This is a genomic window from Streptomyces javensis (assembly GCF_039525925.1).
Classification (GTDB): Bacteria; Actinomycetota; Actinomycetes; order Streptomycetales; family Streptomycetaceae; genus Streptomyces; species Streptomyces asiaticus.
This window is the reverse complement of the sequence record NZ_BAAAIF010000067.1, coordinates 1-14,694: the sequence shown is the minus strand read 5'-3', so window position 1 is coordinate 14,694 and position 14,694 is coordinate 1. Positions and strand designations below refer to the sequence as shown.

Genomic DNA, 14,694 nt, shown 5'->3' with positions numbered 1-14,694 from the left:
ATAGGTGCGTGACTCTTATCGATCAGCTGCCGAGCGACGCCGACCCCGACGCGCTTTTCGAGGCGTTCTCCACCTGGGTCGAGGAGCGGGGCATCTCGCTGTACCCCGCCCAGGAGGAAGCGCTGATCGAGGTGGTGTCCGGGGCGAATGTCATCCTCTCGACCCCCACCGGCTCGGGGAAGAGCCTGGTGGCGGCGGGCGCCCACTTCGCCGCCCTGGCCCGGGACGAGGTCACCTTCTACACCGCGCCGATCAAGGCCCTGGTCTCGGAGAAGTTCTTCGAGCTGTGCAAGCTCTTCGGCACCGAGAACGTCGGGATGCTCACCGGCGACGCGTCGGTCAACGCGGACGCGCCGGTCATCTGCTGTACGGCCGAGGTGCTGGCGTCCATCGCCCTGCGGGACGGCAAGGACGCCGACATCGGCCAGGTGGTGATGGACGAGTTCCACTTCTATGCGGAGCCGGACCGGGGCTGGGCGTGGCAGATCCCGCTGCTGGAGCTGCCGAGGGCGCAGTTCATCCTGATGTCGGCGACGCTCGGTGATGTGAGCCGGTTCGAGGAGGATCTGACCCGGCGCACCGGACGGCCCACCGCGGTCGTGCGGTCCGCGACCCGGCCGGTGCCGCTGAGCTACGAGTACCGGACGACGCCGCTGACGGAGACACTGACCGAGCTGCTGGAGACCCAGCAGGCGCCCGTCTACATCGTGCACTTCACCCAGGCGGCGGCGGTCGAGCGGGCCCAGGCGCTGATGAGCATCAATATGTGCTCGCGTGCCGAGAAGGACGAGATCGCCTCGCTGATCGGCAATTTCCGGTTCACCACCAAGTTCGGCCGCAACCTGTCCCGTTACGTCCGGCACGGGATCGGTGTGCACCATGCGGGCATGCTGCCCAAGTACCGGCGGCTGGTGGAGAAGCTGGCGCAGGCCGGGCTGCTCAAGGTCATCTGCGGTACCGACACCCTGGGCGTGGGCGTCAATGTGCCCATCCGCACCGTCCTGTTCACCGCACTGACCAAGTACGACGGTCAGCGGGTGCGGACGCTGCGGGCCCGGGAGTTCCACCAGATCGCGGGCCGGGCCGGACGGGCCGGCTTCGACACCGCGGGCTTTGTGGTGGCCCAGGCGCCCGAGCACGTCATCGAGAACGAGAAGGCGCTCGCCAAGGCCGGGGACGATCCGAAGAAGCGCCGCAAGGTGGTCCGCAAGAAGGCACCGGAGGGCTTTATCAACTGGGGCCAGAACACCTTCGAGAAGCTCATCGCCTCCGACCCCGAGCCGCTCACCTCCCGGTTCCGGGTCACCCACGCGATGCTGCTGTCGGTCATCGCCCGTCCCGGCAACGCCTTCGAGGGAATGCGCCGCCTGCTGGAGGACAACCACGAGCCGCGCAAGAACCAGCTGCGGCACATCCGCCGGGCGATCGCGATCTACCGCTCGCTGCTGGACGGCGGGGTGGTCGAGCAGGTGAAGCCCGGGGACGGCGAAGGCGGGGGCGCCCCGATCGTCCGGCTGACGGTGGACCTCCAGCAGGACTTCGCGCTCAACCAGCCGCTGTCCACCTTCGCGCTGGCCGCCTTCGAGCTGCTGGACCCCGAATCGCCCTCCTACGCCCTGGACATGGTCTCGGTCGTGGAGTCGACGCTCGACGACCCCCGGCAGATCCTGGCGGCGCAGCAGAACAAGGCGCGCGGTGAGGCGGTGGCCGCGATGAAGGCGGACGGCGTCGAGTACGAGGAGCGCATGGAGCGACTCCAGGACATCTCCCACCCCAAGCCGCTGGAGGAACTGCTCTTCCACGCGTACGGGCTCTACCGCAAGAGCCATCCATGGGTCGGCGACCATCCGCTCTCGCCCAAGTCGGTGATCCGCGACATGTACGAGCGGGCGATGACCTTCACCGAGTTCACCTCGTTCTACGACCTGGCGCGGACCGAGGGCATTGTGCTGCGCTACCTGGCCAGCGCCTTCAAGGCCCTGGACCACACGGTGCCGGACGATCTGAAGTCCGATGACTTCCAGGACATCATCGCCTGGCTCGGCGAGATGGTGCGGCAGGTCGACTCCAGCCTCCTGGACGAGTGGGAGCAGCTGGCCAACCCGGAGGAGGAGTCGGCGGAGGAGGCGCAGGAGCGCGCCGACCAGGTCAGGCCGGTCACCGCCAACGCCCGCGCCTTCCGTGTGCTGGTGCGCAACGCCATGTTCCGCCGGGTGGAGCTGGCCGCGCTGGACAAGGTCGCCGAGCTCGGGGAGATGGACGCCGACGCCGGCTGGGACGAGGACGCCTGGGCCGAGGCGATGGACGGGTACTGGGAGGAGTACGAGGAGCTCGGCACCGGAGCGCAGGCCCGCGGGCCGAAGCTGCTGCGGATCGAGGAGGACCCCGAGCACGGTCTGTGGCGGGTGCGGCAGACCTTCGACGACCCGAACGGCGACCACGACTGGGGCATCTCGGCGGAGGTCGATCTCGCCGCCTCCGACGAGGAGGGCCGGGCGGTGGTCCGGGTCACCGAAGTGGGCCAACTGTAGCCTCCTGGACGCGGTCCACGCCGGGGACCGGCCCGGCCCCCTCAGTGAAGGAGCACCAGCGATGACCAATCCCGCCGAGCGCCTGGTCGATCTGCTCGATCTGGAACGGATCGAGCTGGACATCTTCCGTGGCCGCAGCCCCGATGAGTCGCTCCAGCGGGTGTTCGGCGGGCAGGTGGCGGGCCAGGCGCTGGTGGCCGCCGGCCGGACCACCGACGGGCAGCGTCCGGTGCACTCACTGCACGCGTACTTCCTGCGGCCGGGTCGGCCGGGCGTGCCCATCGTGTACCAGGTGGAGCGGATCCGGGACGGGCGCTCCTTCACCACCCGCCGGGTCATCGCCATCCAGCAGGGTCGCACGATCTTCAATCTGACGGCCTCCTTTCATTCTGCTGAGCCGGGTATCGAGCAGCAGCTGCCGATGCCGGATGTGCCTGGGCCGGAAGGTCTGCCGACCCTCGCCGACGAGGTCCGCACCCATCTGGGCACGCTGCCCGAGGCGTTCGCCCGCATGGAGCGCCGACAGCCCTTCGACATCCGCTATGTGGAGCGGCTGCGCTGGACGGACGAGGAGCTCAAGGGTGCGGAACCGCGCAGCGCCGTATGGATGCGCGCGGTGGGGCCGCTCGGGGACGACCCGCTGGTGCACACCTGTGCGCTCACCTATGCGAGCGACATGATGCTGCTGGACGCGGTGCGGGTGCCGGTCGAGCCGCTGTGGGGCCCACGGGGCTTTGACATGGCCTCGCTGGATCACGCCATGTGGTTCCACCGGCCGTTCCGCACCGATGAGTGGTTTCTCTACGAGCAGGAGTCGCCCGTGGCCACGGGTGGCCGGGGACTGGCGCGCGGCCGGATCTACGACCGCGCGGGTCGGCTCCTGGTGTCCGTGGTGCAAGAGGGGTTGTTCCGCCCGCTGCGGCCCGCCGAAGGCACCACGGACGAGGGCTGAGACCCACGGTGGTGTGCCGCCCCGTGATGTGCCGCGCCGTGATGTGACCCACACGGATGTGCCGCACCGTGTCTCATCGCCTGCCGATCAGCTTCTGCCACAGGCTCCGCGGGCGTCCCGGAACCGGGGTGCGGTCATCGAGCGCCGACTGCGGCCCGGCGTCCGGGCGTGGCGCGGACCGGGCCCGGCGGGCATCGTCCAGCGACGAGGCGAGGGCGGCCCGATAGCGCCTGATCTCCCGTGGGTCGTCCGCCGTCACCACCATGTCGATGACATCCCGGACCGCGCCCGCATCGGGGCGCATCCGGACGAGTGCGGGGCGGAGCTCCCGCAGATGGGCCCGCTCATACGGGTCGGCCACGGCCGAGGCCAGCTCGACGGAGCCCAGCACCGAGGCCAGCACCGCGGCCCGCTCCCAGGGATCGTCGGTCTGGGCGAGCAGCTGGCCGATCCTACGGCTGCGCCATTTGGCGGCCCGCCAGTCCTCCCCCGCGGCCAGGGCGGCGCTCAACCCCGGCGGGGTGCGTCCGCTCAGCAACTCCGGCTGCCTGACGGCGAACTCGGTCAGGTCCGACGCCAGGTAGAGCCATACGACGGCCCGATAGCGATTGACATAGAACCGGACGGGGGCGAAGAAACCCCCGCGCGCGAGGCGGGTCAGCCGCCCCTGGGTAATGCCGAGCAGGTCCGCGCTCTCCGCGGTGCCGACCACGCGGAGACGGGCGATGAGCGCTTCCGGGAAGCCCTCGGCGGCGGTCACCCGCCTCAACTCCTCGCACGCCACCCGCCGGCCCAGACCGGTGGTGACGGTGCGCACTTCCCCCAACTGAACGGCCAGCTCGAACTCCCGCGTGTTGAGCCCCAGCGCCCGGGCCGCCGCGCCGAACGCGACGCTCTCGCCCGATCCGCCCGGCCCCGCAGGCCCGCCAGGGTCTCCCGGCCCGCTCGCCCGTCCCGGTACGCTCGGCTCGCCGAGCCACTCCGGGCTCCACGGTCCCTGGCTCTCCCGCAGCTCCTGATCCACCCGCACTGCCATGCGACGTCCTCCCCCGCACTGCCTCAATCACTGACAGTGACGACGATAGCCGCGAAGCAAGATCTTCGGTCAGGCCTGTGGATAACTTCCGCGCGGTATCAGCTGGGTGCGCCGCTCTCCTGCCTGGCCTCGACTCCCAGGTGCTCCCCCACCCGGTTGACCAGCAGCGCCATCTCGTAGGCGACCTGCCCCACATCCGCGTCCGGCCCGGTGAGCACGCACAGACAGCTGCCGTCCCCCGCCGCCGTGACGAAGAGGACGCCCTCGTCGAACTCGACCATCGTCTGCCGCACCCGGCCCGTCCGGAAGTGGTGCCCGGACCCCTTGGCGAGGCTGTGCAACCCGGAGGCCACCGCGGCCAGGTGCTCGGCGTCCTGGCGCACCAGCGTGGAGCTCGCCCCCGTCACCAGCCCGTCGTTGGACAGCACCAGCGCGTGCCGTATCTCCGCGATCCGCTCGGTCAGGTCGTCCAGTAACCAGTCGAGTCCCTTGTTCACTGCCATATCGGATTCCTCCCCGATTTCCCTTCAGCTGCGTGCCAGCCTTTCTCACTGCCGCCGTCTGGGCAACCCACCCCGCCCGGCACCCCACGCTTGTGCGCTGATTGACGCAGGATGGGGACATGGCACAGAACATGACCAAGGATCAGTGGCAGAAGTTCGTCACGGAGGGCACCCGCACCGCGAAGCTGGCGACCGTGCGGGCCGACGGAAGTCCGCACCTCGCCCCCGTGTGGTTCCTGCTCGACGGTGACGACCTCGTCTTCAACACAGGTCAGGAGACGGTCAAGGGACGCAACTTGGCCCGGGACGGCCGGCTCACCATCTGTGTGGACGACGACAGGCCGCCGTTCGCCTTCGTCACCCTGCGGGGACGCGCCGAGCTGATCGACGATCTGGGTCAGGTCCGCGACTGGGCCACCAGGATCGCCGCCCGTTACATGGGCGAGGACCGGGCCGAGGAGTACGGCGCCCGCAACGGCGTGCCGGGGGAGCTGCTGGTCAGGGTGCGCATCGACAAGGTGCTCGCGCTCTCCGGAGTCGCCGAGTAGCGGGATTCGACCGAAATCCATCCCTTCATGACGCACCCCCGCCCATCCGACGTTTACGGGCGCATGAGGACCTTTATCGCACCGTCCTCCTTGTGCTGGAACATCTCATAGGCGCGGGGGGCCTCCTCCAGCGGCACACGGTGGGTGGCGAACCCGTCGACGCCCAGCGGGTCGTCGTCCGTGAGCAGCGGGAAGATGTCGTCGGCCCAGCGCCGCACGTTCGCCTGGCCCATCCGCAGCTGGATCTGCTTGTCGAACATGGTCAGCAGCGGCAGCGGATCGGCCATCCCGCCGTAGACCCCGCTGAGGGAGATCGTTCCGCCGCGCCGCACCAGCGCGATGGCCAGCCGCAGCGCCGCCAGCCGGTCGACCCCGGCCTTCTCCGTGAGCTTGGCGGCCCATTCCCGTGGCAGCAGACCCGTGGCCCGCTGGGCGGTCCGACCCAGCGGGCTGCCGTGGGCCTCCGTGCCCACCGCGTCGATGACCGCGTCCGGTCCGCGGCCGCCGGTGGTCGAGAGGACGGCCTCGACCAGGTCCTCCTGGCGTGAGAAGTCATTGAGGTCATGGACCTCGACGCCGTCGGCGCGCGCCCGGCGCAGCCGCTCGGGGACGAGGTCCACGCCGATGACCCGGTCGGCCAGCCCCTGGACCTTCGCCACCCGGCAGGCCATGAGCCCGATGGGGCCCAGCCCCAGGACCGCGAGCGTGCCGCCGCGCGGCACCTCCGCGTACTCGACCGCCTGCCATGCCGTAGGCAGCACGTCGGACAGATAGACGAAGCGGTCGTCGTGGACTCCTTCGGGCACCTTGATCGGGCCGTACTGGGCCTGCGGCACCCTCAGGTATTCCGCCTGGCCGCCGGCCACCGCGCCGTAGAGCTTGGTGTAGCCGAAGAGCTCCGCCCCCATGCCGTGCTCGGCGACCTGGGTGGTCTCGCACTGCGTCGGCAGACCGGAGCGGCACATCCAGCAGTGCCCGCAGGCGATCTGGAACGGGACCACCACGCGGTCGCCGGGTTTGATCTGCGTCACCTCCGGGCCGGTCTCCTCCACGATTCCCATCGGCTCGTGGCCGAGGATGTCGCCGGGGGTCATGAACGGCGTGAGCACCTCGTACAGATGCAGATCGGACCCGCACAGCCCGGTGGTGGTGATCCGGACGATCGCGTCCGTCGGCTCCTTGAGGACGGGGTCGGGCACGGTCTCGACCCGCACATCATGTCGGCCCTGCCAGGTCACTGCTCGCATCACCGCATCCCTTCGCCGTAGTCGTCGCCGTGGCCGTCGGAATGATCTTCCGACGGCCGTTGCGGGTACCCCGGCGCATCCGGCCGAACCGTCGGCAGGGCCATGGGACGCGCCGCCGGTCCACCAGGGGCACGAGCCGGGCCGTCTCCTCGGCGATCGCGGCCGGCTCGGCACCCGCGGCGCCCAGCACGGCCAGGCACGCGCCGTCGGCAAGCGCCGCGACGAAGAGGGTGCCCGCCGCCATCTCAATCATCGTCCGCCGGGACGGGCCGCCGCGCCCCCGGCGCCCGGCGCTCGCGGCGATGCCGTGGAATCCGGAGGCGACGGCGGCCAGGTGCTCGGCCTCATGGCGGGAGAGCCCACCGGACGCGCTGACGGTCGCCCCGTCCCGGGAGAGCACCACGGCATGGCGTACGCCTGCGGCCCCGGCCACCAGATCGTCCAGGATCCGGTCGAGATCGGCCATGGAGCGTGCGGCGGCGCTGCGCGGCTTGGTCATGGGCGGTCTCCCTCGGTCGGGATGCGCCGCGCCGGGCGGCGCTCCAGGTGTCCCCCTGGGCCAGGGACGCTAGACCCGGCGGGGGCGCACATTGAGGGCGCATTACGGAACCTGTTGAAAATTGACAGAGTCAGATGCCAGAGCGATCGATGAGCGTCCGAATCTGCACTCAAAGCGGGCGTAGGCTGCTTGCTCAGCGCAGCGTTTCACCGTCGTATCCAAGGTGTCCCGAGGAGTTTCCGTGCCACATGAGCCCTCCCGTGGAAACAGCGCGGCCGACGTACGGGACTTCTTCACCCCCAGGGCGGCCGACTGGGACCGCCGCTTCCCGGATGACGGCCCCGCCTACGCGGCCGCCGTCGCCGACCTCGGGCTCCGCCCCGGGGACGCGGTACTCGACGCGGGGTGCGGAACGGGGCGTGCCCTGCCCGCGCTGCGCGCCGCGGCCGGCCCCGAGGGAACCGTCCTCGGAGTGGACCTCACGCCCGCCATGCTGGACGCCGCCCTGCGCGAGGGCCGGGACGGCTTCGCGGGTCTCGCCCTCGCCGATGTGGCACGGCTGCCGCTGCGCGACGGCTGCCTCGACGCGGTGTTCGCCGCCGGGCTGATCTCCCATCTCTCCGACCCGCGCGAGAACCTGCGCGAACTGGCCCGTGTGGTGCGCCCCGGCGGACGGCTCGCGCTGTTCCATCCGGTGGGGCGGGCCGCCCTCGCCGCCCGCCACGGCCGCGCCCTCACCCCCGACGACCTGCGGGCGGAGCCCCGGCTGCGGCCGTTGCTTGCGGGCGCCGGCTGGCGGCTGGAGTCGTACACCGACGAGGACACACGCTTTCTGGCGCTCGCCGTCCGCGAAGTCCGCTGAGGTTCGGTCCGGCCGACCGGACCGGAACGGCCGACCCGAGCGGTCCGCTCAGGGCTGACCCGCGACCACCGCCGCGAAGCCGGGGGCGTTGTCGAACATCACGTTGTGCCCCGCTCCGGGTACGGTGCGTACCGTCACCCCGGCCGCCGTCAACTCCTCGCGCCCGGTGAGCTCCTCACCGTGCCCACCGACGAGGAAGGTACGGGGGACCCCCAGGCCGAGGAGCATCTTCCGCATCGTCGGCCGGGTGCCGCGGACCAGCGCGCACGCGCTGCGGTGCAGGGCGGTGGGGTCGGCGAGCCGCATCGTCGCCCGCCACAACGGCCCGATCCGCTCCAGGGTCTCCTCGAAACCACCGCCGCGCACGAACGCGTCCTCCGTGTACGTCGCGATCCGGCTGCTCCCCGCCGACAGCGGCGGACCGGGATCCAGATTGGCCTCGGTGAGCACCAGACGGGACACCAGCTCCGGGCGGCGCACCGCCAGCACGATGGCGACCGATCCGCCCATGCTGTGCCCGATGAGCTCGGCACCCCGCACCCCGACCGCGTCGAGGGCCGAGGCCAGCGCGTCGGCATGGTCCTCCAGCGTGTAGCCGAAGTCTGCGGGGCGGTCGCTGATCCCGTGGCCCGGCAGGTCCACGAAGAGCGACCGCCGGTCCGCGAGGGCCGGAACGGCGGCTATATGGGCGTGATAGACGGCCGATGTCGCGCCGAGCCCATGGACATACACCCGCGGCGGGCCACCGTCCCCGCCCCCGGCCGTGCCGGTCCATCTGATGTGGGCCCCCTCCGGGCCGAATGAGGCGTGCTCCATGGCCTTCCTCCCGCCGTTCCCGCCTTACGGATCGCATCGGACACCGACAATACATCGAGAGCGATGTATTGTGCTTACGAGGTACAGCGGTCATGCGGCACAATGCGTCCATGCTCGAACTCGCCATCCTGGGCTTCCTCCACGACGCCCCGCTGCACGGCTATGAGTTGCGCAAGCGCATCGCCGCGCTGACCGGACATGTGAAACCCGTGGCCGAGTCCACCCTCTACCCGGCGATCAAGCGACTGGAGAAGGCCGGTCTGCTGGCCCGCCGGACCCAGCCGGGCGCGGGGGCCGCGCCCCGGCACGTGCTCACGCTGACCGCCGAGGGGCAGACGGAGCTGCGCCGACGTCTCGCGCGTCCGGCGGACGTCGACATCACCGACGAGAACCGCTGGTTCACCGTGCTGGCGTTCCTGCGCCACCTCGACGACCCGCGGGCCCAGGCGGAGGTGCTGGAGCGCCGGATGGCCTTTCTGCGGCAGCCGTCGAGCTTCTTCTACGAGGGCGACCGCCCGCTGCGGGCGGAAGAGGTCGAGGATCCCTTCCGGCGCGGCATTCTCACCATCGCCCGGGCCACCAGCCAGGCCGAACTGTCCTGGCTGCGACGCACACTGGACACGCTCCGGGCGGCGAACGACGACTGAGGACCGACCGCCTCCCGATGTCTCGACTCGGTGGCTACTGGGTGGTTAAGGTGCGCGACGACGGATCGCTCATCGGATCCGCATGCGCAAGAGGAGGCTGTCGTGCCCGCCACGGAGGAGTCACGCGACGAGGCGCTGTATGTGCTGACCGCGGTACTGCTGACACCCGCTCAATTCCCGAGCGTGCTCGGCGACGACTATCCCGAGGCATGTGCCGCGCTCGGGCTGGAGCCGTACGACACCGGCTACGGACTGGTGCTGGGGCAGGACGGCGGCGGCGCCCGCTGGACGGTGGTCACCGACGATGTGTCGCTCGTGGCCATCGCCATCGCGACCTGGGACTGCGGTATGGAGTACGCCCTGGCCATCGAAGACCGTACGGTGGTCGCCTCGCTTCCCGGCTGGCCGCTCGCGGTGGCCGTGGCCGCCCCGGGCGTACCGGCTCCTCATGATCCCGCGCCCGACCCCGCGGAAGACGCCTCCCGGGCGCCGCTGTCGCCGCCGGACTCCGAGCGATGGGGCCCCGCCCAGCGGCGGCTCGGCGCCGATGAGATCGCGCTCCAGTGGGCGATCTGGCGTGAGCAGGTCGACAGCGACGTGACGTTCGTGTCCCCGGGCGAGAAGCCGCACGGGGGCGTGCGGCGGGTGCTCGAAGAGGCGCGCGGCTATCTGGACTCACCCCCGCCGCTGGGGCGGATCCGCTCGGCGTTCGCCTCCGGTGACGCGCGGACGCTCCGGGCCGACGGGCCGGGCTGGAGCATGGTGGCGCGGACGGACGACATCGCGTTCGTGCTACTGGACGACGCACCGGGCGAGGTGCTGCCGGTGGGCCGCGGCCCCGAGCTGCCGGGGCTGCTGACGGCCCTGGACAAGCTGGCCGTACGGCCGCACTGAGGGCTTGACGCCCCGCCCTCTCCCGTACGGGGTCGGTCAACGACGCCGTACGGGCCCGGAACGGGGTCGCGGGCGGTCCGCGATCGGCACTGCACGGTCACTCCCGGGTGCGCTCCGCCCGTGACCCCTGGCCCGGCCGACCGCCTTGCGCGGCCGCGCTCGGCGGCCCGGCCGCTTCAGCGGCCCAGCTGTTTCAGCGGCCCAGCTGTTTCAGCGGCCCAGCTGTTTCAGCGGCCCAGCTGCTTACGGGTGACCCTGTTCAGCCTGCGGCGCTGGGAGGGGTCCAGCAGCAGATAGGCCGCCGCCGGCACTCCCACGATCACCAGCAGCGCAGCCCAGAAGGGCAACACCCAGAGCAGGATCACACCCGCCACCACACCACCGGTGGCGACCTTCGCGCGTGTGGACATGTCACCCGCCTCCTTCACGGCCCATAGCCGCACTCACTCCACACAACGGACACCGACGGCACCCGGTTCCTCACCGCGCCGTGATCCTGTACCCTCGGGCGGCCCGGGCTCGACTAGTCAAATTTGAGGAACGCTCAGCGCTGTGACACCACCCTCCGCGGCAACACCCTCCGACATCGCCGAACTCTCCCGCTGCACCGCCGTCTTCCTTCCCGGTGACCCGGCACGCACCGGCCGGATGGCCTTCTGGCGACCGGACGGCGCGCTTCCTTCCGGCCCCGTCACCGGCTCCGCCGAGGAGCTGACGGTCGTCGTCCCGGTGGACGGCGCCGATGACGGTCCCCATGACGACCCCACCGGCCCCACTGACCCCAGCCCCAGCGACCTCGACGTCGGGACGCGCACCGTAAGGGCGCTCGTGCTGCCCCTGGCCGAGGCGCTGCCGGTGCTCACCCGGGCCCGGGCGCGGGCCGCGCAGGCCGGTCCGGGCCAGTGCGACCCCGCCACGGCCTTCTGGGGCGCCGCCGCCGTACTCGCCCTCCAACTCGCGGCCCGCGGAAGGCTGCTGCCCGGGCTCAGCGCCTCCGACCACGACGCCTGGCGCGTCGGCCCGCTCACCCCCGACGATCTGACGCGGGTGCGCGAGCTGGCCGCCGCGATGCCGCCCGCCGCGCACGCGACGCCGCTGCCCGTCTCCGGTCCGGTGCTGCTGCCCGAGCCCGAGCGGCATCTGCGGGCCTTCCTGGACGGCGTGGCGGACGGGCTGCCGCGCTCGCCCGCGGCGGCACTGGCCGCGGCCGGCCCCGCCTTCGCCGCCCCGGCACCACGGCGGCTGCCCGAACAGCGTGCCTGGGCCGCCGACGTGGCCGCCGGGCACGACGCGGGGGTGCGGCTCTCGATCCGTATCGAGCTGCTGCACGGCGTCGGTGGGAACGGTAAGGCGGCCGGGCCGCGCTTCCGCGCCGTCCTCCAGCTGCACAGCCTCACCGATCCGGCGCTGGTCGCGGATGCCGCCGAGGTCTGGGCGGGCACCTCACCCATCACCCCGGCCCTCGGTCCGCGCGCCCGTATGGACGCCCTGCTGACCCTGCGGCGCGCGGCCCGCGCCTGGGCGCCGCTCGCCCCGCTGCTGTCGGCGGCCGTGCCCGACGCCCTCGACCTCGCCGACGGGGAGGTCACCGAGCTGCTCGGGCCGGCTGCCGGGGCGCTGGACGCCGCCGGGGTCCAGGTGCACTGGCCCAGGGAGCTGGCCCGCGGGCTCACCGCCCGTGCCGTCATCGGCCCGGACGGCGACGACGAGGCTCGGGACGACGCCGGGCCCCGGTTCCCCGCCTTCCTCTCCGCCGACGCGCTGCTGCGGTTCAGCTGGCAGTTCGCCGTGGGCGACCAGGAGCTCACCCGCGCCGAGCTCGACGGCCTCGCCGAGGCCAGCCGGCCGGTGGTACGGCTGCGCGACCAATGGGTCCTCCTCGACCCCGAGGCGGCGCGCCGCGTCCGGGACCGGCAGGACCGCAAACTCACCCCCGCCGACGCCCTCGGTGCCGTCCTTACCGGTCGCACGGAAGCCGACGGCACCGATGTGGAGGTGCGGGCCACCGGCTGGCTGGAGGCCCTGCGGGACCACCTCGCCGACCCCGAGGGGACCGCCGGTGCCCAGCGGACCCCCGTGGCCCAGCCCGCCGCGCTGGCCGCCACACTGCGCGACTATCAGCTGCGGGGCCTGGACTGGCTGGTCCGGATGACCTCGATCGGCCTCGGCGGCTGTCTCGCCGACGACATGGGGCTCGGCAAGACCATCACCCTCATCGCCCTCCATCTGCACCGTATGGACATCCCCGAAGCCTCCGGGCCCACGCTGGTGGTCTGCCCCACCTCGCTGATGGGCAACTGGCGGCGCGAGATCGAGCGGTTCGCGCCGGGCACCCCGGTGCGCCGCTACCACGGCTCCGCGCGCAGCCTGGACGGCCTTGCGGACGGCGAGTTCGTGCTCACCACCTATGGCACGATGCGGCTCGACGCCCAGCGGCTGGCCGAGGCCGGGCCGTGGGGCATGGTGGTCGCGGACGAGGCGCAGCATGTGAAGAACCCGTTCTCGGCGACGGCGCGGCAACTGCGCACCATCGGCGCGAAGGCCCGCGTGGCGCTCTCCGGAACGCCCATCGAGAACAACCTCTCCGAACTGTGGGCGATCCTCGACTGGACCACGCCGGGCGTGCTGGGCACCCACGGCGCGTTCCGCAGGCGCTACGCCCAGGCCGTGGAGAGCGGAAGCGACCCCGAGGCCGCCGCGCGGCTGGCGAAACTGGTCCGCCCCTTCCTGCTCAGGCGCCGCAAGTCCGACCCCGGTATCGCCCCCGAGCTGCCGCCCAAGACCGAGACGGACCGGGCCGTCGCGCTCACCAAGGAACAGGCCGGGCTCTACGAGGCGGTGGTGCGCGAGATCCTCGCCGAGATCTCCGGCACCGGCGGCCTCGTCCGGCGCGGGCTCATCGTCAAGCTCCTCACCGGTCTGAAGCAGATCTGCAATCACCCCGCGCAGTATCTGAAGGAGGACCGGCCGGTGGTCCCCGGGCGCTCCGGCAAGCTGGAGCTGCTCGACGAGCTGCTGGACACCATCCTGGCCGAGGGCGCGAGCGTCCTGGTCTTCACCCAGTACGTCCAGATGGCGCGCATCCTCGAGGGCCACTTGGCCGCGCGCGGGGTGCCGGCCCAGCTGCTGCACGGCGGTACGCCGGTGGCGCGGCGCGAGGAGATGGTGCGGCGCTTCCAGGACGGCGAGGTCCCGGTGTTCCTGCTGTCGCTGAAGGCGGCGGGCACGGGGCTCAACCTGACCCGGGCCGGGCATGTCGTGCACTACGACCGCTGGTGGAACCCGGCCGTCGAGGCGCAGGCCACCGACCGCGCGTACCGCATCGGCCAGACCCAGCCGGTACAGGTCCACCGCATCATCGCGGAGGGGACCGTGGAGGACCGCATCGCCGCGATGCTGGCGCGCAAGCGGGAACTGGCGGACGCCGTGCTCGGCTCCGGCGAGGGCGCGCTGACCGAACTGACCGACTCCGAGCTGGCGGAGCTCGTGGAGCTGAGGGGGACGGAACGATGAGCGGTACCGAGTCCGAGCGCACCTTCGCCGCGCTGCCGCCCGCCCGTGGCCGCGGCTTCGCCCGCACCTGGTGGGGGCAGGCGTGGCTGAAGGCCCTGGAGGACACGGCGCTGGACGGCGAGCAGCTGAAGCGCGGCCGCAGGCAGGCGCGCGAGGGAGCGGTGGGCGCGGTGTGCGTACGCCCCGGCCGGGTCACCGCCGTGGTGCGGGACCGCGACCGCACGCCTTACCGGTCCGATGTACTGCTGCGGGAGTTCACCGGCGCGGAATGGGACCGGCTGCTGGAGGTGGTCGCGGACCGCTCCGGCCATATCGCCGCGCTGCTGGACCGCGACATGCCTCCGCAACTGGCCGAGGACGCGGCGGCCGTGGGCGTCGAACTGCTGCCGGGGATAGGCGATCTGGAGCCGGAGTGCGGCTGCGAGGCGTGGGACCACTGCCCGCACACCGCGGCGCTGTGCTACCAGCTCGCCCGGCTGCTGGACGAGGATCCGTATGTGCTGCTCCTGATGCGCGGACGCGGGGAACGGGAGCTGCTGGACGAACTCCAGGCCGGCAGCGCGGCGCGGGCCGCCTGGGACCTTCCGCGGGCGGCGGAGGACGCCGCCCCGCCGGCTCCGGAGGGCGTACCGGCCCGGGAGGCGTT

Annotated in this window: 14 protein-coding genes; 8 read left to right on the top strand and 6 right to left on the bottom strand. The window is 72.0% G+C overall.

Going from position 1 to position 14,694, the window contains the following annotated elements; translation table 11 throughout:
- Window positions 1–8: 8 nt before the first annotated feature.
- Complete coding sequence (locus ABD329_RS38080; protein ID WP_198279128.1) at window positions 9–2,531, top strand: DEAD/DEAH box helicase; 2,523 nt, start codon at window positions 9–11, stop codon at window positions 2,529–2,531.
- A gap of 61 nt (window positions 2,532–2,592) precedes the next feature.
- Window positions 2,593–3,483, top strand: a complete 891-nt coding sequence (locus ABD329_RS38075; protein WP_198279127.1) for an acyl-CoA thioesterase — start codon at window positions 2,593–2,595, stop codon at window positions 3,481–3,483.
- A gap of 73 nt (window positions 3,484–3,556) precedes the next feature.
- Here the strand turns inward: ABD329_RS38075 and ABD329_RS38070 are convergent, their stop codons facing one another.
- Complete coding sequence (locus ABD329_RS38070; RefSeq protein WP_198279126.1) at window positions 3,557–4,519, bottom strand: DUF6397 family protein; 963 nt, start codon at window positions 4,517–4,519, stop codon at window positions 3,557–3,559.
- Window positions 4,520–4,617: 98 nt separating this feature from the next.
- Window positions 4,618–5,022, bottom strand: coding sequence for a roadblock/LC7 domain-containing protein (locus ABD329_RS38065; RefSeq protein WP_020865999.1), 405 nt, complete (start codon window positions 5,020–5,022; stop codon window positions 4,618–4,620).
- Between the two features lie 119 nt (window positions 5,023–5,141).
- Here ABD329_RS38065 and ABD329_RS38060 point away from each other — a divergent pair, with 119 nt between their 5' ends.
- Window positions 5,142–5,570 carry a PPOX class F420-dependent oxidoreductase gene (locus ABD329_RS38060; protein WP_137981617.1) on the top strand — a complete coding sequence of 143 codons (429 nt, stop codon included), beginning with the start codon at window positions 5,142–5,144 and terminating at the stop codon, window positions 5,568–5,570.
- A gap of 53 nt (window positions 5,571–5,623) precedes the next feature.
- Here the strand turns inward: ABD329_RS38060 and ABD329_RS38055 are convergent, their stop codons facing one another.
- Both ABD329_RS38055 and ABD329_RS38050 read right to left on the bottom strand, forming a co-directional pair.
- Window positions 5,624–6,817 (bottom strand): zinc-dependent alcohol dehydrogenase, encoded by a 1,194-nt coding sequence (locus ABD329_RS38055; RefSeq protein ID WP_198279125.1) that lies wholly within the window; start codon window positions 6,815–6,817, stop codon window positions 5,624–5,626.
- Window positions 6,786–7,316, bottom strand: a complete 531-nt coding sequence (locus tag ABD329_RS38050) for a roadblock/LC7 domain-containing protein (RefSeq protein WP_198279124.1) — start codon at window positions 7,314–7,316, stop codon at window positions 6,786–6,788. The genes ABD329_RS38055 and ABD329_RS38050 overlap by 32 nt, the downstream gene beginning before the upstream one ends.
- Window positions 7,317–7,557: 241 nt before the next feature.
- Here ABD329_RS38050 and ABD329_RS38045 point away from each other — a divergent pair, with 241 nt between their 5' ends.
- The gene (locus tag ABD329_RS38045) at window positions 7,558–8,178 is read left to right on the top strand and encodes a class I SAM-dependent methyltransferase (RefSeq protein WP_198279123.1); all 621 of its coding nucleotides are present in this window, start codon (window positions 7,558–7,560) and stop codon (window positions 8,176–8,178) included.
- 48 nt (window positions 8,179–8,226) lie between these two features.
- Here the strand turns inward: ABD329_RS38045 and ABD329_RS38040 are convergent, their stop codons facing one another.
- Window positions 8,227–8,994 (bottom strand): alpha/beta fold hydrolase, encoded by a 768-nt coding sequence (locus tag ABD329_RS38040; RefSeq protein ID WP_198279122.1) that lies wholly within the window; start codon window positions 8,992–8,994, stop codon window positions 8,227–8,229.
- A 110-nt stretch (window positions 8,995–9,104) separates the two neighbouring features.
- Between ABD329_RS38040 and ABD329_RS38035 the strand changes: the two genes are divergently transcribed.
- The gene (locus tag ABD329_RS38035) at window positions 9,105–9,641 is read left to right on the top strand and encodes a PadR family transcriptional regulator (RefSeq protein WP_198279121.1); all 537 of its coding nucleotides are present in this window, start codon (window positions 9,105–9,107) and stop codon (window positions 9,639–9,641) included.
- Between the two features lie 102 nt (window positions 9,642–9,743).
- Complete coding sequence (locus tag ABD329_RS38030; protein WP_198279120.1) at window positions 9,744–10,535, top strand: hypothetical protein; 792 nt, start codon at window positions 9,744–9,746, stop codon at window positions 10,533–10,535.
- Window positions 10,536–10,762: 227 nt separating this feature from the next.
- Here ABD329_RS38030 and ABD329_RS38025 read toward each other — a convergent pair whose 3' ends face one another.
- Complete coding sequence (locus tag ABD329_RS38025; RefSeq protein ID WP_198279119.1) at window positions 10,763–10,945, bottom strand: hypothetical protein; 183 nt, start codon at window positions 10,943–10,945, stop codon at window positions 10,763–10,765.
- A 142-nt stretch (window positions 10,946–11,087) separates the two neighbouring features.
- On the opposite strand from ABD329_RS38025, the gene ABD329_RS38020 reads away from it, so the two are divergent.
- Both ABD329_RS38020 and ABD329_RS38015 read left to right on the top strand, forming a co-directional pair.
- Window positions 11,088–14,048 (top strand): DEAD/DEAH box helicase, encoded by a 2,961-nt coding sequence (locus tag ABD329_RS38020; protein WP_344317576.1) that lies wholly within the window; start codon window positions 11,088–11,090, stop codon window positions 14,046–14,048.
- On the top strand, window positions 14,045–14,694 hold a 650-nt coding region (locus ABD329_RS38015; protein WP_486388709.1), incomplete at its 3' end, for an SWIM zinc finger family protein. The genes ABD329_RS38020 and ABD329_RS38015, both read left to right, overlap by 4 nt.

Excerpts from the sequence above, each read along its gene's own strand:
- ABD329_RS38075 (WP_198279127.1), top strand. The coding sequence starts at position 2,593 with ATGACCAATCCCGCCGAGCGCCTGGTCGATCTGCTCGATCTGGAACGG.
- ABD329_RS38070 (WP_198279126.1), bottom strand. The coding sequence starts at position 4,519 with ATGGCAGTGCGGGTGGATCAGGAGCTGCGGGAGAGCCAGGGACCGTGG.
- ABD329_RS38065 (WP_020865999.1), bottom strand. The coding sequence starts at position 5,022 with ATGGCAGTGAACAAGGGACTCGACTGGTTACTGGACGACCTGACCGAG.
- ABD329_RS38060 (WP_137981617.1), top strand. The coding sequence starts at position 5,142 with ATGGCACAGAACATGACCAAGGATCAGTGGCAGAAGTTCGTCACGGAG.
- ABD329_RS38055 (WP_198279125.1), bottom strand. The coding sequence starts at position 6,817 with ATGCGAGCAGTGACCTGGCAGGGCCGACATGATGTGCGGGTCGAGACC.
- ABD329_RS38050 (WP_198279124.1), bottom strand. The coding sequence starts at position 7,316 with ATGACCAAGCCGCGCAGCGCCGCCGCACGCTCCATGGCCGATCTCGAC.
- ABD329_RS38040 (WP_198279122.1), bottom strand. The coding sequence starts at position 8,994 with ATGGAGCACGCCTCATTCGGCCCGGAGGGGGCCCACATCAGATGGACC.
- ABD329_RS38035 (WP_198279121.1), top strand. The coding sequence starts at position 9,105 with ATGCTCGAACTCGCCATCCTGGGCTTCCTCCACGACGCCCCGCTGCAC.
- ABD329_RS38025 (WP_198279119.1), bottom strand. The coding sequence starts at position 10,945 with ATGTCCACACGCGCGAAGGTCGCCACCGGTGGTGTGGTGGCGGGTGTG.